Source organism: Bradyrhizobium sp. RDM12, assembly GCF_051917485.1.
Taxonomy (GTDB): Bacteria; Pseudomonadota; Alphaproteobacteria; order Rhizobiales; family Xanthobacteraceae; genus Bradyrhizobium.
This window is the reverse complement of record NZ_CM133064.1, coordinates 6,071,973-6,088,483: the sequence shown is the minus strand read 5'-3', so window position 1 is coordinate 6,088,483 and position 16,511 is coordinate 6,071,973. Positions and strand designations below refer to the sequence as shown.

The 16,511-nt window shown below is 59.8% G+C and carries 15 protein-coding genes and 1 pseudogene; 4 read left to right on the top strand and 12 right to left on the bottom strand.

Going from position 1 to position 16,511, the window contains the following annotated elements; genetic code table 11:
- Positions 1–521 precede the first annotated feature (521 nt).
- Positions 522–1,918, top strand: a pseudogene (locus ACTGJ9_RS29840) (IS1380 family transposase).
- Between the two features lie 244 nt (positions 1,919–2,162).
- On the opposite strand, the gene ACTGJ9_RS29835 reads toward ACTGJ9_RS29840, so the two are convergent.
- The 12 genes from ACTGJ9_RS29835 to ACTGJ9_RS29780 form a co-directional block, all read right to left on the bottom strand.
- Positions 2,163–2,885, bottom strand: coding sequence for an ABC transporter ATP-binding protein (locus ACTGJ9_RS29835; protein WP_456673984.1), 723 nt, complete (start codon positions 2,883–2,885; stop codon positions 2,163–2,165).
- Positions 2,882–3,631 carry an ABC transporter ATP-binding protein gene (locus ACTGJ9_RS29830; protein WP_456673983.1) on the bottom strand — a complete coding sequence of 250 codons (750 nt, stop codon included), beginning with the start codon at positions 3,629–3,631 and terminating at the stop codon, positions 2,882–2,884. The genes ACTGJ9_RS29835 and ACTGJ9_RS29830 overlap by 4 nt, the downstream gene beginning before the upstream one ends.
- On the bottom strand, positions 3,628–4,581 hold the full coding sequence (locus ACTGJ9_RS29825; protein WP_456673982.1) for a branched-chain amino acid ABC transporter permease: 954 nt from the start codon (positions 4,579–4,581) through the stop codon (positions 3,628–3,630). Before ACTGJ9_RS29825 ends, ACTGJ9_RS29830 begins: the two co-directional genes overlap by 4 nt.
- A 70-nt stretch (positions 4,582–4,651) precedes the next feature.
- Complete coding sequence (locus ACTGJ9_RS29820) at positions 4,652–5,446, bottom strand: branched-chain amino acid ABC transporter permease (RefSeq protein ID WP_456673981.1); 795 nt, start codon at positions 5,444–5,446, stop codon at positions 4,652–4,654.
- Between the two features lie 77 nt (positions 5,447–5,523).
- Complete coding sequence (locus ACTGJ9_RS29815) at positions 5,524–6,660, bottom strand: ABC transporter substrate-binding protein (protein ID WP_456673980.1); 1,137 nt, start codon at positions 6,658–6,660, stop codon at positions 5,524–5,526.
- Positions 6,661–6,863: 203 nt separating this feature from the next.
- On the bottom strand, positions 6,864–8,117 hold the full coding sequence (locus tag ACTGJ9_RS29810; protein WP_456673979.1) for an ABC transporter substrate-binding protein: 1,254 nt from the start codon (positions 8,115–8,117) through the stop codon (positions 6,864–6,866).
- 730 nt (positions 8,118–8,847) lie between these two features.
- Positions 8,848–9,558: an ABC transporter ATP-binding protein gene (locus tag ACTGJ9_RS29805; protein ID WP_456673978.1), complete on the bottom strand. Its 711-nt coding sequence runs from the start codon at positions 9,556–9,558 to the stop codon at positions 8,848–8,850.
- A complete protein-coding gene (locus tag ACTGJ9_RS29800) occupies positions 9,555–9,761 on the bottom strand; it encodes an ABC transporter ATP-binding protein C-terminal domain-containing protein (RefSeq protein WP_456673977.1) in 207 nt (68 codons plus the stop codon). Before ACTGJ9_RS29800 ends, ACTGJ9_RS29805 begins: the two co-directional genes overlap by 4 nt.
- The gene (locus tag ACTGJ9_RS29795; RefSeq protein WP_456673976.1) at positions 9,758–10,306 is read right to left on the bottom strand and encodes an ATP-binding cassette domain-containing protein; all 549 of its coding nucleotides are present in this window, start codon (positions 10,304–10,306) and stop codon (positions 9,758–9,760) included. Before ACTGJ9_RS29795 ends, ACTGJ9_RS29800 begins: the two co-directional genes overlap by 4 nt.
- Complete coding sequence (locus ACTGJ9_RS29790; protein ID WP_456673975.1) at positions 10,303–11,238, bottom strand: branched-chain amino acid ABC transporter permease; 936 nt, start codon at positions 11,236–11,238, stop codon at positions 10,303–10,305. The genes ACTGJ9_RS29795 and ACTGJ9_RS29790 overlap by 4 nt, the downstream gene beginning before the upstream one ends.
- A gap of 14 nt (positions 11,239–11,252) precedes the next feature.
- Positions 11,253–12,152 carry a branched-chain amino acid ABC transporter permease gene (locus ACTGJ9_RS29785; RefSeq protein WP_456673974.1) on the bottom strand — a complete coding sequence of 300 codons (900 nt, stop codon included), beginning with the start codon at positions 12,150–12,152 and terminating at the stop codon, positions 11,253–11,255.
- Between the two features lies 1 nt (position 12,153).
- Complete coding sequence (locus tag ACTGJ9_RS29780; RefSeq protein ID WP_456673973.1) at positions 12,154–13,389, bottom strand: ABC transporter substrate-binding protein; 1,236 nt, start codon at positions 13,387–13,389, stop codon at positions 12,154–12,156.
- 551 nt (positions 13,390–13,940) lie between these two features.
- Between ACTGJ9_RS29780 and ACTGJ9_RS29775 the strand changes: the two genes are divergently transcribed.
- The 3 genes from ACTGJ9_RS29775 to ACTGJ9_RS29765 all read left to right on the top strand — a co-directional run bounded on the left by ACTGJ9_RS29775 (position 13,941) and on the right by ACTGJ9_RS29765 (position 16,510).
- A complete protein-coding gene (locus ACTGJ9_RS29775; protein ID WP_456673972.1) occupies positions 13,941–14,777 on the top strand; it encodes an N-acyl homoserine lactonase family protein in 837 nt (278 codons plus the stop codon).
- 96 nt (positions 14,778–14,873) lie between these two features.
- Positions 14,874–15,812 carry an ABC transporter ATP-binding protein gene (locus tag ACTGJ9_RS29770; RefSeq protein WP_456673971.1) on the top strand — a complete coding sequence of 313 codons (939 nt, stop codon included), beginning with the start codon at positions 14,874–14,876 and terminating at the stop codon, positions 15,810–15,812.
- On the top strand, positions 15,809–16,510 hold the full coding sequence (locus tag ACTGJ9_RS29765) for an ABC transporter permease (RefSeq protein ID WP_456673970.1): 702 nt from the start codon (positions 15,809–15,811) through the stop codon (positions 16,508–16,510). The genes ACTGJ9_RS29770 and ACTGJ9_RS29765 overlap by 4 nt, the downstream gene beginning before the upstream one ends.
- Position 16,511 lies beyond the last annotated feature (1 nt).

Below are 16,511 nucleotides of genomic sequence, written 5' to 3'. Positions count from 1 at the left end.
GAGTTCGAGACCCTGACGGCACGCTTCCGGCTGCCCGTTCCACGCATCACTCGCACTTGGGTACAGGCGCGGATATGACGAGGGTTACCCTCGGGAAGAGCCGGGTGCGGGAAAGCCGCATGCCCGGATCTGTGAGGGCAAAGCCGAATGGCTGAGCTACTCGACCACGATCTAAGGAAATTACCATTTCCTTATCAGTTGCTCTGGTCGAGAGCACCACAGATCCCGGCCGCAAGTACCCGAACCCGTCAGTTCGCAATAGCGAGGTAGGAAGCATATCGCGTGCGCAAACGCGCATCGAAGCCGAAATCAGTTCGGCGGACGGTTTCAAACGCACGATGTTGGGCGCGAGATCGATTGCCTCTCCTGATCCGGCCGGTGGTGCTGCCGGTGGCATCTACTTCGCCAGCTTGGGACTGCGCGTTAACCCGCATTTCTCACAGTGTTGAGGCGCATCGGGGCGCGAATCAGCGAAAGTTCTTTTGCGAGAAGGACTTCGCGGTGATTCAAGGAATGCCCCGATGCCGGCACAGTGTAGCGCAGAACGGTTTGATTTTGGAGAGGTGGAAGGCCGCATCGTGGAAGCGGCTTTTGATGGTGGCCTGGTGACGTCGGATGCGGGCGCGCTGCTGCTGGGCGCGTCTGATCGGGCGATTGATCTGGTGGGGCGCTTTGCCGATTGCTTTCGCGATCATCGCCGGGTGGACTTGATCGAGCACGCAGTCGGAACGTTGGTCGGACAGCGGGTCTTTGGCATCGCACTTGGCTACGAAGACATCAACGATCACGACGAGTTGCGGCACGACCCGCTGATGGCGGTGCTGGCGGGCAAGCTTGTTGCCAGGCGCGAGGACTGCGCACCGGTGGCCGGCAAGTCGACGCTGAACCGGCTGGAACTGGGCCGGGAGGAACCTTCGCGCTATCACAAGATCGCCTACGACGCGGCGGCGATCGAGGCGTTGCCGGTGACGCTGTTCCTGGAGGCGCACAAGCGACCGCCGCCGCAGATCATCCTCGATCTCGACGCCACCGACGATCCTCTGCACGGGCATCAGGAGGGGCGCTTCTTCCACGGCTATTACGACTGCTACTGCTATCTGCCGCTGTACGTGTTCTGCGGCCGGCATCTGCTGGCGGCCAAGCTGCGGCGCGCCGACATCGATGCCAGCGCAGGCAGTGTCGCGGAGATCGCGCGGATTGTCCGGCAAATCCGCGCCCGCTGGCCGTTCGTGCGCATCGTGCTGCGCGCCGACAGTGGCTTTGCGCGCGAGGCGCTGATGGCGTGGTGTGAGCAAAACCGCGTGGATTATCTGTTCGGGCTCGCCCGCAACACGCGCCTGGTCGCCATGATCGAGGAGGAGCTCGCCGCGGCGAGAGCCACAGCCGAGACGACCGGCCAACCGGCACGCCGCTTCAAGGACTTCCAATGGCGTACGCGCGACACCTGGAGCCAGGAGCGCCGCGTCGTCGCCAAGGCGGAGTGGACGCAAGGCGAGGCCAATCCGCGCTTCGTCGTCACCTCGCTCAAGCGCAGCGCGGCGGGCGTGCGGCAGCTCTATGAGGACATCTACTGCGCCCGCGGCGACATGGAGAACCGCATCAAGGAGTGCCAGCTCGATCTCTACGCCGACCGCACCTCGGCCGCCACCATGCGCGCCAACCAGCTGCGGCTGTGGTTCGCCTCGATGGCCTATGTGCTGATCTGTGCCCTGCGGCGCATCGGCCTTGCCGAAACCACTTTGCGGACGCCACCTGCGGCACCATCCGCCTCAAGCTCCTCAAGATCGGCGCACTGGTGCGCATCAGCGTCCGCCGCATCAGGATCGCCATGGCCTCGGCCTGCCCAGCCGCTCAGCCGTGGGGACACGCGGCTCGTCGCCTGGCCGAAGCCGCCAAGGCTCGCGCCTCGCCGGCCTGACACGCGACGCTGCGACGCGCTCAATCGGCGGCATCACCAACAGGCCCAACGGAGACATTCAAAACCAAATCGCCGGCTGCGCCTTCAGCGCCACGGCTCCCCGTTGCCTTGCCAAATCCTCCTATCCTCCGTCGCTGAGCAATCGGTCGTGTGAGAAATGCGGGTTAACCCCGTCCTTGATGCTTTAAAACCGCGCCGCTGCTTCACTTCTGTGTTTCGGACGCCGGCCGCTGGACTTAGCGCCTCATCCCAGCTTCCATTCCTCTGCACTGGCGCCGGCCAAGGCCCGGACCCGCGCCTCATCGGCTGCCAGTTCTTTGGCGCTGCCCGAATAGACTACGATGCCATCGTCCAACACAGAGGCATCGTCGGCGATTTCCAGGCTCATGCGTGCATTCTGCTCAACCAGGAGTACCGAGATGCCCTCGGCCTTCATCTGTTGCACGATCCGGAACACCTCGCGCACGATCAGCGGCGCCAAGCCTTGCGAAGGTTCATCAAGAATCAGCAATCTGGGGTTTAGGAGCAGTGCGCGGCCGATCGATAGCATCTCCTGCTCGCCGCCTGAAAGCTGGCGGCCACGATTGAACTTTCGCTCTTCGAGGCGCGGAAACAACTTGTAGATCTGCTCGATGGTCCAGGGCCCCTCACGTTCTAGCGGGACCTTGAGGTTCTCCTCGACGCTGAGATTGGCAAAAATGCGCCGCCCCTCGGGCACATATCCTACCCCCAACCCGGCTACACGGAAGGTCGGCCAGCGCGTAGTATCGTTGCCGAAGATGGTGACCTTGCCTTCGCGCGCGGGTGTCAGGCCCATTAGGCTGCGCAGGGTTGTGGTCTTGCCGGCGCCGTTCCGTCCCAGCAATGCAGTGATTTTACCTTCGGCAACGCTAAGGTTGACGCCATGCAGGATGTGGCTCTTGCCATAGTAGGTGTGGATGCTCTCAGCTGACAACGCTGCAGTCATGCGGCATTGCCCAGATAAGCGGCCTGAACGGTTTCGTTGGCGGCAATCTCTTGCGGCGTGCCTTGCGCGAGCATTCTGCCCTGATCGAGCACGCAGATGCGGTCGGCGAGATGAAACACCACACGCATGTCGTGCTCGATCAAGACGATGCTGTAATTGGAGTCGCGATGCAGCCGGCGGATCAATTGGGTGATCTGAAAGGTCTCCTGGTCGCCCATCCCGGCGGTCGGCTCGTCGAGTAGCAAGAGATGCGGTTTCAGGGCCAGCGCCATCGCGATCTCGGCAGCACGCTGGTCGCCATGAGCGAGCTCGCCGACCAACCGATCCGTCTTGGCTTCCAGGGAGACCAATTTCAGAGTCTCTTCGACGCGCTCATGGATCTGTGCGGCCTCGGTGCGGTTGATCCAGGGCCGCAACCGGTAACCGCCTGCCACTTCCGCGGCGATCCGGACGTTTTCGAACACGGTGAGCTCGGGGAAGATCTCGGTAATCTGGAAGGTCCGGGCCATGCCGCGCTTGACGCGTTCATGAGTGGAAAGCCGGGTGATGTCGCGGCCATCGAAGGTGATCGAGCCTGAGGTCGGCGGGAAGAATCCCGAGATGAGGTTGAAGAAGGTGGTTTTGCCGGCGCCGTTGGGTCCGATGATCGCGCATAGCTCACCCTCTGCGACGGAGAGCGAGACATCGCGCACCGCCACGAGATTGCCAAATCGCTTGGTGACGTTATTGATATCGAGAACGTTCATGCCCTGCTCCGTTGCAGGAAACCCAACAAGCCGCGTGGAAAGAACAGCACGACGAGAACGAACAGCAGTCCCACGAACGACATCCAGTTGACCGTGATGCTCGACAGATAATCCTGCACTACTACGAACACCGCAGCGCCGAGCAGCGGGCCCCAGAAACTGCGCATCCCGCCCATCACTGCCATCATGACGAAATCACCGGACTGGCTGTAGTGCAGGCCCCTCGGGTCGGCGAAATTATTGACCAGCGCATAGAGAGCGCCGGCAAAACCCATGAAGAAGCAGGACAGCGTGAAAGCGATCCAGACGTGGCGTTCGACGGGTATACCGAGGAAGCGGGCCCGGCGCTCGTTCTCGCGGATTGCGATCATGGTACGGCCGAAGGGCGACCGTAGGATAAACGCCATAGCGCCGACCGCCAGCGCGAAGCAGAACAGGACAAAGTAGTAGAAGCTGTCGGCGTTGGAGAGAATGTCGAGCCTAAAGACGCCGAGATCGATCGGCTGCCGGGAGAAGCCGCGCAAGCCATCGTCGCCGCCGGTTAGCGAACTCCACTGGAAGGCGATGTAATAGAATACTTGGCCGAACGCTATCGTGACCATGGCGAAATAGACGCCACGGCGCCGCACAATGAGGGCGCCGAGGATGGCACCGCACAGGCCGCCCAGCAGCATTCCTATTATCAGCGCGAGCGGCGTGCTAAGCGCCACGAATTTTAGCGCCAACCCGGCGCCATACGCCCCGAGGCCAAACCACGCAGCATGACCAAAGGACAGCACGCCGGTAAACCCAAGCAGGAAATTGAGCGACATGGCAGCCAGCCCGAGCACCAGCACGCGGGTCGCGAGCGCGGTATAGCCACCCAGCGGTACCATCCAGTACGGGGCGAGCAGCAGGGCTGCCCAGATCGCAGCCAGGGCGATCAGCTTGCGGGTTTGCTCGGCACTCAACCCATCATTCCTTCTTCGCCGAACAATCCGCGTGGACGGGTGAGAAGAATGACCGCCATCATGACGTAAATCACGGCTTCGCTAGCGGCGGGAAAAACACCGCCGTGAGTCCGGAGGCGACCCCGATGAGTAAGCCACCGACCAGCGTTCCTGGCAGACTACCGATACCGCCGACGATGATGGCGATGAAGCTTGGCATCAACAACCCGGTACCCATGGTCGGCTCAAGCCCCAATTGTCCGGCCGCGAGTACTCCGCTGAGACCGGCGAGGAAGATGCCGACCGCGAAATTAAGCGAGCGTAGCATCTGCACATTAATTCCCAGCGCTGCGACGGTCTCGAGATCGAGCGTGCCGGCTCGGATGCGGACGCCAAGGCGCGTATTGCGAAGCAGCAGGAACAATAGCCCCACCGCGATCATCACCACGGCAACCATGAACAGACGGTAGCCGGTGATGAAGAACAATTCGTTGCTGAGGGGCTGCGCCAGAAACGGCGGAATGGTGACTGGCTTGCCTTGCGGGCCAAAGACAAATCGTGTGCCATCCTCGATCATGAACGCCAGACCGAAAGTGAGCAGCAGACTATAAAGCGGATCGCGTCCATAGAGCGGACGGATCAATACGCGCTCGACAGCTAGACCGACGATCGCCGTCAGGGGCGGCGCCAGAAGCAACGCCCCCCAGAAGCCGACATAAGGCGTGATCGTATAGGCGATGTAGCCGCCGATGACGAGAAATCCGCCATGGGCGAAATTGATGACGTTGCTCAGGTTGAGAATGAGCGAAAGGCCGAGCGCCATCAGGACATAAAAGGCGCCGATGATGAGCCCGTTGGTGACGTTAAACAGAAGTAATTGCCACATAATTCACCAAAACACTCCTGCGTCTCGACTGCGAGGCGAACGCCTCCTGGTCCTCAAAGAAAACTGCGGACTTCATTTTAGGACGGCCACTGTACATTGCAGCCGGTTTCGCTGATCTGAGGCGCGGTCTTGTCGCCGGGGACGATCTCGTCAATACGGAACAGATCTTCCGCGTCGTCTTTGCCCTTCGACTGCGCTTCACCGACGAACGCCGACGTCATCAGTTGATGGTCGCCCTTGCGGTAGTAGACCTTGTTAGGTTGCAGCTTGACATCGTCGGGCAGCTCGAAATTCTCAAGAGCAGCCGCGAGCTTGAGTGCGTCGACAGTGTTGTGCGCATTCGCGATCAGCGCGAAGGTCATTGCTGACGTGTATCCGAACCAGTGTCGCGCCGTCGGAACATTTCCGTTGTTGAGCTTGCGTACATCGGCGACGAATTTTTCGACCCCTGCAACGCCAGGCTGCTTCCAATACCATTCGAACATCCAGACCCCGATACGAGCTTCGGGCGGCAGCGCGGCCAACGATTCCAGTTCCTGCTGCGTCCCAGCGACGTGGATCTGTTTGTTGAGGCCGAACTGCACCACCTGCTTGAGGCAGTTGATCATGTCAGATCCCTGTACCAGCAGGAGCAGCACGTCCGGATTGGCGGCGCGCGCCTTGATCAGATAAGCGGAGAAATCGGTAGTGCCGAGCGGCGTCAGCTCGTTTCCGGTTACCGTTCCACCAAGCTTCTTCAGGTCGTCGGTGCAGGCGTCATACAGTGTGTGTCCGAAGGCGTAGTCGGGGGTGATGAAGTGCCACTTCTTGCCGTACTTGGAAAAGAGCACACTGGAGACGGAATTCGCCTCCATTCGCGTGGTATTGCAGACGCGGAACACGTTCCACTTGCAATCCTTACCGGTGATCGAGTCCGTGTGCCCTCCAGAAACGATATGCAGGATCTTCTTCTCGGCGGTGACCTGGGCGATCGCGGCCGCGATGCCCGAATTGACGTCCCCGATCATGAAGTTGACCTGATCTCGCTCGATCAGCTTGCGGGCTTTTTGCACGCCAGTGCCAACATCATTGGCGGAATCCTCAACCAGCAACTCGACCTGACGTCCAAGAATGCCGCCCTTAGCGTTCATCTGCGAAACGGCGAGCTTAGCTCCCATGACCTCGTTGCCCGCAGGCGCCGCATAGACGCCGGTGAGGGGATCTACCATGCCCATCCGGACTGGTGTCTCCCCGCGCGCCTGGATGATGAAGGGGGACACCACTTGAGCGCGCCGAGCGCCGCGGCGCCTTTCGCGAGGGTGCGGCGATCGAATTTCGCGTTGAAGATAGGCGACGTCATGCGCTTCTCCGTGGGGTGGGTTCTTCTGAGCTCGATCATCGTCTTGCGGCACCAGACATCGTGCCGCGTTATGTTAGGCTAGGCTGGCCATTGAATCTTGCAGCGGGTGGCCTCGGCCGGCCCGGCGGCTTTTTCGCCAGGCACCGGATTGCGGATCGTAAACATATTGTCGGGGTCGCCCTGGGGCGGGTGGGCCTCGCCGACAAAGACGGTGCTCATCAACTCATGGTCGCCGGCGCGGTACTCTGGCGACCCCGGCTGCAAAGCGACCTCCGGCGGCAGCTTGAATCCGGAAAGCGCGTGCGCCAGTTTCTGTGCGTCCAGCGTTTTCTCCTGATTTGCGATCAGCGTGAGCGTCTGCACCGACGCATAGCCAAACCAATTGCGTGCAGTGGCAGCGGCACCTGTGATCTTCTTAATTGCTGCATTGAATTCGGCGACGTGAGGCACGCCCGGCTGATCCCACCACCATTCCATCGTCCACCATCCCACCCGAGCCGCATCGGGAACCGCGCGGATGCTCTCGAGCTCGAACAAGGCGCCTCCCACGGCCATCTGCTTGTCTAGACCGAACTGGACAAACTGCTTGAGGCTCGAGACCTGGTCGCCGCCGCCCATAACGTTGATCAAGACCTGCGGATTGTAAGCTTTGGCTTGGATCAGATAGGATGAATAGTCGGGCGTACCCAGCGGGACGAGCGAGCCGGCGGAAGTGCCACCTGCGGCTTTGAGGACCTTTTCAAAGCCGGCCTGGACGGAATGGCCGTATGCGTAATCCGGCGTGAGAAAGTACCATTTCTTGCCGAACTTCTCTATCAGGGTATTGGCGATAGCATTGGCGTCCATGGTGGTTGAATTGCAAACCCGGAATACATTCCACGAACAACTCGCACCAGTGATCGGATCGGTGTGTCCTCCAGAGACAATATGGAGCACCTTCTTTTCGCTGGTGACCTGCGCCATCGCGATCGCGATTCCTGAATTCACGTCGCCGATTACAAAGCTCACTTGATCGCGCTCGATCAACTTGCGCGTTTTCTGCACGCCAGTACCGACGTCATTTGCTGAATCTTCGATCAGCAGTTCAACGGGTCGGCCCAGAATGCCGCCTTTCTTGTTGATCTCGTCGGCGGCGAATTTCGCTCCTACCACCTCACCTTGTGCAATTGCAGCATAAACGCCGGTCAACGGATCGACCATTCCAATCCGGATGGGAGTTTCGCCCCGAGCCGTAATGATGAAGGGAGCAGAGAACTGCACCGCAGCAATAGCGGCGCTGGACTTGAGAATAGCGCGGCGATCGATTGACGAGAAGCGTTGTGAGGTACTCATACTATCCCTCCCAGGTCTTGCTTTGATCTCGGCATTCTTCGATGCCTTATGCTCTGCCAGCCTAGCTCTTCCGGTTTGGCTTGCCAATTATCAACCCGCGAAGTTTATGCGACCTTTGGCTTAGAGAGCATGAAAGCGGCACGTGTACTAATCTGCCTTTGATTCGGCCGGCTGCTTTCGGTGCTCACCCTTAACTGACATCTAAAGCACCGGTCGGCGAGCTTGTCGATCGCGCTGGCCGAGGTCGGCCAGTGACCGGCCGAATAGAAGGACTACTCACGCGAACGCCGATGCAGCGAATGGCGGTGAGGATTTGTAACGGTTTGGCATTACGGATGAAGCCTCACGGCTGCTGAGTTGGCAGTCAGGTCAGCGGTCCTGAGCCAAGCCAGCGCTGACATCGATCCGCGCTTGAGATCCTTCAAAGACGGTGACTATTTCGTTGCATACCGGTGGGCATGGAGTTTCTATTTCTCAAACTAGTGGTTCCCAATCTTCGCGGCCGCATACGTCGCTGGGTTGGCTATAAGTCGTGCGCAAGACGCAAACGGGCGGGAAAACCCACGCGGCCACAGCCTAGTGCCTCGGCGGCGGCGCGAACGCAGTTTGGGCAGCGACCGCCGTTCAAAGAGAAAGAAGTCGTTGATGTCGGCCAACGCTGCTTCGCCGTCAGGATTGTGCTGCGCCCGAATTGGCATGCACGAAGCTGTGTGTCCATCGGGCCGCTCGGCTACATTGCGAGATAGCGTCGGCGGATGTCCTCATTCGCAATCAATCCCACGGTCTCTTGACGATGCACCACCTTACCTTTGTCGATGACAAGCGCTTCTTCGGCGATCCGCAGGCAAAAATGCATGTTCTGCTCTGCGAGCAGGATTGTGGCTCCGCCTGCACCGAGTTCCCGCAATGTCTTGCTAATGGCAGTAACGATGATCGGTGCCAAGCCTTCGCTGGGTTCATCGAGCAGAAGGACAAGAGGATTGCCCATCAGAGCGCGCGCGATCACAAGGAGTTGCTGCTCGCCTCCCGACAAGCGGCCCGCCTGACGGTACCGAAGGTTCGCGAGCAGCGGAAATGCGTCCCAGACCCGCGCCAGCGTCCACTGCTGCTGGCCATCAGGACCTTCCTTGGCCGCGATCAGTAGATTGTCCTCGACGCTGTGTCCGGGAAACACTTGGCGATCTTCCGGTACATAAGCGAGACCGAGGCGAGCGCGCACGTGGGGCGGCGCGCGGGTGATATCCCGCTCAGCGAAAAAGATGCGCCCATTTCGCGCGGGGACGATCCCCGCGAGCGTTTTCAACGTCGTGCTCTTCCCAGCTCCGTTACGCCCGAGCAACGCCAGAGTACGCTTTTCCTGGAGAGCAAAATCCACACCGAAAAGAACTTGGCTCGCGCCATAGAAGGCGCTCAATCCCTCAGCGCGCAAGAGATCTGTCATTCTGGGTGCACCTCGGTTCCTAAATAAGCCTCGATGACCGAGCGATTGTTCCGGATCTCGTCGGGGGTACCTTCTGCGAGGACTCGGCCATAGCACAGCACCCGAATCGTATTCGCGACCTGAAAGACGATGTCCATGTCGTGCTCGATAAAGATCAGTGTAAGGTTGCGCTGTTGCCATAGTCCTCGCACGCGTTCGATCATGCGCCAGCGCTCCTCAGGGCCCATGCCGGCTGTGGGTTCGTCGAGCAGGAGCACCTTGGGCTCAAGCGCGAGTGCGATGGCGATATCGAGCACCTTCTGGTCGCCGTGGAGAGAATGGCCGCCTGTGTATTCGCGATCTCCGTCATCCCAACGAATTCCATCACATGTTCGGCGCGCTCCCGGATACCACGAGGCGGGAATCGGCGAATAGGATTTGACCATTGTCCGGAATGGGCAGTGACCGCGGCCATTAAGTTCTCCAGCACCGTCATGGTCGGAAAGCAGCTTGCCACCTGAAACGCGCGTCCGATGCCGCGATGCATCCGCTCGGCTTTGGACAGGCCCAGAATGTCCTCGCCGTCCAGTAACACTTGCCCCGAATCAGCAGAAAACGCTCCACTGACCAAGTTGAAAAAGGTGCTCTTACCTGCACCATTCGGGCCAATGACCGCCGAGAGTGAGCCTGACGGAAACGTCAGAGAGACATCGTCAATTGCCCGCACGCCGCCGAATGTTTTGGTGAGATGTGCGATCTCGATGTTCATTGCCGGCGCTTGCCCCAACCCAATCGCATAAAGTCCAGTACGCCGCGGCGCAAGCCCAACGCGAACGCAAGGATCACGAGACCCAGCACCAGTCCATGATATTCGGTAAAGCGTTGAACCACATCGTTCAAGCCGAGCAGGATTGCTGCTCCCAAGACCGGTCCGAGGAAACTGTTGACGCCGCCCAGCATGACCGCAAAAATTGCCTGTCCGGAATTGGGCCAGTCCGCGAGTTCAGGGTAGGCACCGGAGACAAATAGCGCCGCCAGAACGCCCCCAAGACCCGCAAAAGCGCCTGCAATGGTGAACGCCAAGAGCCGAGCCCGCCACAAGGTGATACCTAAATAACTGGCGCGGTCTTCGTTGTCGCGGATCATGCGCAGCGTCTGGCCGAACGGGCTCATGGAGATTTGGCGGAGCGTGAGGAGACCAAGTACCGCGACTACTGCACATAACTGATACAGATGAAGCTGCGAGCTGAGCTCGATGCCGAAAATCTGTCGTCGCGGGATGCCGCCGCGCAAGCCTTGGTCGCCGCCCGTAAGGCTCTGCCAAGACAGGATGACACTGAAGAGTAGCATCTGCACTGCGAGCGTGATGAATGCAAAGTAATCCGTGCCGAGGCGTACGCATACGGCACCGACGCAGAGCGCAGCAAATGTCGTGATCATGACCGCGACGATAGCGGCGACAGGCACAGAAACCTCGGTATTCTGCATGGTGAGCCCAAACGCGTATGCACCAAGCCCGTAGAACATTCCGTGTCCAAACGAGACCATGCCTGCATTGCCGATCAGCAGGTTGAGCGAGGTTGCAAACAGCGCCATGGCGCTCAATCGGATCACGAAATCTTCAAAGGCAGGGCTGCGATGGAAAAACGGAATGGCCAAGATGGTTGCAAGCGCAATTGCTGCGATCGCCGGATCGCGCAAGGCGAGCCTCCGCCTCATAACCGGCGACCAAAAAGGCCTTGCGGCCGCAGCACCAGGATGGCGATCATAACGATGTAGATCAGCCCGTCAGTGAACCTCGGAAAACCGATCGTACCGAAGCCGCGGACCATGCCGATCAGCAGCGCCGCAACCAGCGCTCCACCGATGGACCCCATGCCGCCGATGACGGTGACGATGAAACTCTCGATCAGGACCGAGAAGCCCATACCGGGAGACAGTGAGCGGACTGGTGCAGCAAGCGCACCCGCCAGCCCGGCAAGGCCGCCGCCCACCGCGAACACAATCGCGAACAGCATCGTGGTGTTCACGCCAAGAGCGGAGACCATTTGTGGATTGACCGCAGCAGCGCGCACAGTTTTTCCGATTGTTGTCCTGGATAGCCCGGCGCCCAGCACGATCGCGATTAGCGCGGCAATGGCGATGAGCACCGCGTAGAATGGTGGCACCACCCCTCCCGCAATGAAAAGCGGCGGTACCTGAAATGCTGATGGCATTCCCATGGCGTGGAATTCGGGCCCCCAGATGATCTTGACCAGGTCATCAAAGATCAACACCACGGCATAACAAACCAGCAGCTGCATCAGCACATTGGAGCCATAGACGCGGCTGATCAGGGCGCGTTCGAACAGCACGCCAAGGATCGCCATCGCGAGCGCGCCCGAAAGCACGGCAACTGTATAGCTTTCGGTTGCACCAAGCGTGCTGTAAGCCACGTACCCGCCGAGCATATAGAAGGTGCCGTGGGCGAAGTTAACGATCTTCAGCACTCCGAAAATGAGGCTTACGCCGGCGGCGACCAGGAACAGCAACATGCCGACGATGAGGCCGCTGGTGGTCTGGGTCACCACGCAAGCAGGTGTGGTCAGGCAGGCGCCGAGCGCGTCGAAGTCCATGTCAGGTGTAGTTCTGCTGCTTCTTCCACTCGGTCTCCAACTCGATGATCTTGCCCCAATCGGCAGCTTTCACATCGACGATGAACGGGTCTTTTGGGATGGTTTGGCCCCAGCCAATGGCGTAGCCAACAGTCGTGTGGTCGTCCCGCATGGTGATGGTGCCATCGGCGCCGAACGGGGTATTGATCTTCATGCCGGTGAGAGCTGCCGCCAAACCCCTGCCGTCGAGGGAGTTCGCCTTCTTGATCGCGGCCTCGTAAAACTGCATGGCAAGTGTGTTCTGCCATGACCAGTTTGTCGGCCGTTCATTCCACCTCTTGAAGTAGGCTTGGCCGAATTCCTTGTTTGCTGGCGTATCCGGAAAGGTTTCGAGATAGCGCGTAGCGGACTGGATGCCGGCCGGCAGGTTCTTGATCGCCGCCAGCACAGGATAGTCGACGTTTGGGGTGGCCATCGTCATTTGCGAAAACAGCGCGTAGACATTGCCCTGATTGACGAAGGCTGAAAGGTCGCCAGCGTAAAGCAGAGTAAAGAGCGCCTGCGGCTTGGCCTGGATCAACTTGGTAATCACTTCGGTGAAGTCAGGCTGACCTAGCTTTGGCCATGCTTCAGTGATGACCTCGACGTCCGGCTTGAATTTTTTGAAGAATTGCAGGTACTGTGCCGTGGTATCGCGGCCGTAAGCGTAGTCAGGCGAGCAGGTCGCCCACTTGTTGATCTTCTTGGCATTAGCGAAGTCGGCGAGATAGATGCTACCGGCTACCGCGTCGTGCACGCCTTGGCGGGCTACGCGGAAAGCAGTCGGGACCCGGATCTTCGGGTCCGCGGTGAGCGAGGAAGTCTCGCTGTTGGTGTGAATACAGGCGACGCCGAGGTCGCGGACGACTTCCTGGACTGCGAAGGAGGCCGATGAAGCCTCTGCATCCACCAGCAACTCGCATCCGGCCGTATTCACCAGCTCGCGCGCCACGCGGGCAGCCTCTTGCGGCTGGCCTTTCGAGTCGCGGAAAACGAATTCGATCTGCCGGCCGAGGAAGCCACCCGCCGCGTTGATGCGATCCTGCTCCATCAGAAGCGCGTTGCGTGAGGATGTGCCGAGCAAGGCGATCGGGCCCGACAAAATGCTTTGCATCCCGATGAGCAGTTTGTTGGACTGAGCTCGGGCAATCGAGGGCGCGGCCAGCAGGCTGGCGGCTCCGGCCGCCAAAACAGTGCGACGAGTAATGGATCCACTCATGATCTGCACCTCCCTATGACCGGTCCTGGAGTGGCCGGGCGTTTTTCTTGAGTTGAGTGTAGTTCGTCAATGGCATTGTAATCAAGTTGGCGAAAAGCGCTCGGACAGTGCCAATCAGGCTTGCGCCGATAGGGCGGCCGAACATCAACTGCATGCCGTCGTGCCCCCGCGTCGGAGTGACCCAGGATGCTGCCTCGGGGAAAGCGAATGCCTAAGCCAGCCCCATCTCTTCACCGCCTTTTGGCGATTGGGTACTACACCTCGGCTGTCGGATCGCAGCATTGGTTGGCCGGACCGTTTTGCCAAGTTCAAGCGCTTAGACTGCGCCGAAGAGGCGTCACAAGGGCATGGAATTCTGATAGTCACGCCGCACTGCAGCGCGGGCCAGCAGGATTCATTTATCTTCGCCAGCTGCGTATACGCCCTGCACATCTACCTTCAACCATGGTAGCATAACTCACCTTTGGAAGACTAAGTGCTGTAACAGGGAGGACAACATGCGGGTGACCCATGCGAAGGTCCTAGGCTCGTTGGCCGCAGGACTTATTTTTATGTCTGCAGCAGCGTTGGCCGGCGAACCCCCGAAAGAGATGAAGCTTTATGTCTTCAGTTCGGGAGCGCTGAACCTCGACAAGTCCATTATCCAAAACGGTAGCAGCGGCAACGTTCAGATTCCCGTCGGATTCTTCCTGATTCGGCACCCTAAAGGGGACGTGCTGTTTGACTGCGGCAATAACGACAGGATCATCAAGGAGCCGGACTATTGGGGCCCCTTCGTGAAGGCACTTGATCCGGGCCGGTCGCCGGACGTCGCGGTCGATGCCCAACTTTCGAAGATCAACGTGAAGCCGTCAGACATCAAATATGTCGTGCTCGGCCACTTCCATGTCGACCATGCCGGAAATATCGGGAAATTCCTGAGATCGACATTCGTGTATCAGCGGGACGAGATCAGAAACGCGTTCTGGCCGGCGCCGGGCTACGCGACGTTCTTCATCAGCGACGATTTCGCCATGCTGCGCAACAGCGTAGGCGGCGGCATGCCGGCAAAGTACAAGACCATCGAGCTCGACGGCGATCTCGACCTATTCGGCGATAATAGCGTTTTCATCCATCGCAGCGTCTCGCACACGCCCGGGAGCCAGATCATGGTCGTGCGCCTGCCCAAGACCGGAACGGTGGTGCTGACCAGCGACGCTGTCTACCTGCAGGAAAATCTGGACAAGAACATCCTGCCGAGCGTCGGCAGCGTCTATGATCCAGTCGGCATGCTCGATGCCTACGCCTGGGTGAAGCGGGTCCGCGACACGGAAGGCGCCGACATCATCTATGCCCACGATCCGGACGTGTTCAAGGCGCACAAGCACTCACCCGAATTTTACGAGTGATCGGAAGACGCCGTTCGGGACTTCCGCACGATCATCCCGGGCTTTGCGCCCGGGATAATCTGTATAGTTTGCAGTAGATTCAGCATCTGAGAGTCGATGGCCCCGGTTGTTCTGGCACAGCATGTGACCAAGTGGTACGGCCCACGCCGCGCAGTCAGCGACGCGTCCTTCGCGATCGAGCCGGGTGAGATCGTTGGTCTCCTCGGGCCCAACGGCTCGGGTAAGAGCACCATCTTTCGCATGCTCACGGGCTACCTGGTGCCGACGGCCGGCCGACTGGAGGTCGCCGGCCACGATGTCGTGGCGGAGTCGCTTGCCGTGCGTCGCACCATTGCCTACGTACCGGAAGACGCGCCGTTGTACGATCATATGCGTGTTGACGAGTTTCTGCACTTCATGGCCCGCCTTAAAGGCCTGCGCGGAGCTGAAGCGAAAAGGGCGGTGGTCGAAGCAGCCGCGCGGCTCGATCTTGGTGAGGTGATGAGCCTTTCGAGCGGTAAGCTCTCACGCGGTTTCCGGCAGAGGGTCGCGATTGCGCAGGCACTTCTCGGGCATCCCGAGGTTCTGGTTTTGGACGAGCCGACCAGCGGGCTCGACCCGCATCAGGTGATCGCGGTCCGCGATCTGATCCATTCGCTCGCTGGCCGGCATACGGTGCTCTTGGCTTCGCACGTCCTGCCCGAAATCGAAAAAATAGCTTCTCGGGTGATGATCCTCCTCGATGGGAAGCTGCTGACGCGGGACGCGCTGAAGGAATCGGACAGCGGCCTGAACTTGCGAGTTTCGACAAGCGAACCCGAGCACAGCGTGCGCAAGGCGCTTGAGGGGATCTTCGGGGTGCACGGCGTCGCGCCCGATCCGGACGCGGGTGCGGGACATTACCTGATCAGGGCCGAACGGCGCCCCGCGCTTGCTTCCGAAGTGGCGGCAGCCCTTGTGGGAGCCGGGGTTGCGGTCTCCGAACTCATCGAACGGAAGCCGGATCTCGAGCGCGTGTTCCTCGATTTGACCCGGCGACCGAGGGCTGCCGCATGAGAAGCTTTGCAGTCCTGCTCATCAAAGAAGAGACTGCGCTGTTTTCCTCCCCGATCGCCTATGTGCTGATGACCGTGTTCCTCCTGATCATGGGCTACAGCTTCACTCTGACGCTGTTCCTCAGCCATCAGCCAAGCATGGTGCACATCTTCTTCCAGATGTTCGTGCTCTTCATGCTGACCGCGCCGTTGATCACCATGCGGCTCTTTGCCGAGGAGAGAAAGCTCAAGACGCTGGAGGTGCTGCTGACCTCGCCGGTATCGGAGGTGGCGATCGTCTTGGCCAAGTTTTTCGCCGCCATGAGTTTGATCGTGCTGATGCTGCTGCTGTCCGGCGCCTATGCTGCGGCGCTCGCTTGGTTCGGCGATCCCGATTTCGGTCCGATTTACAGCGGGTATTTCGGCCTGCTCCTGTTCGGGGCCGCGCTCATCGGAACGGGACTGCTGGCCTCCGCGCTGACCGCCAACCAGGTGATTGCCGCGCTGATTTCGCTCACCGCCTTTCTGCTGCTGTGGATTATCGACAGTTTCGGTTGGCTGCTGCCGAGCCCGGCAGATACGCTGGTCGTCAATCTCTCGCTCTCGGTGCACTTTCGCCCCTTTGCTATCGGCTCGATCTATCTTTCCGACGTGGGCTTCTTCCTGAGTGTCACTTTGCTCACGCTTTTGCTGACAGTGCGGGCATTGGCGCGACGATAGG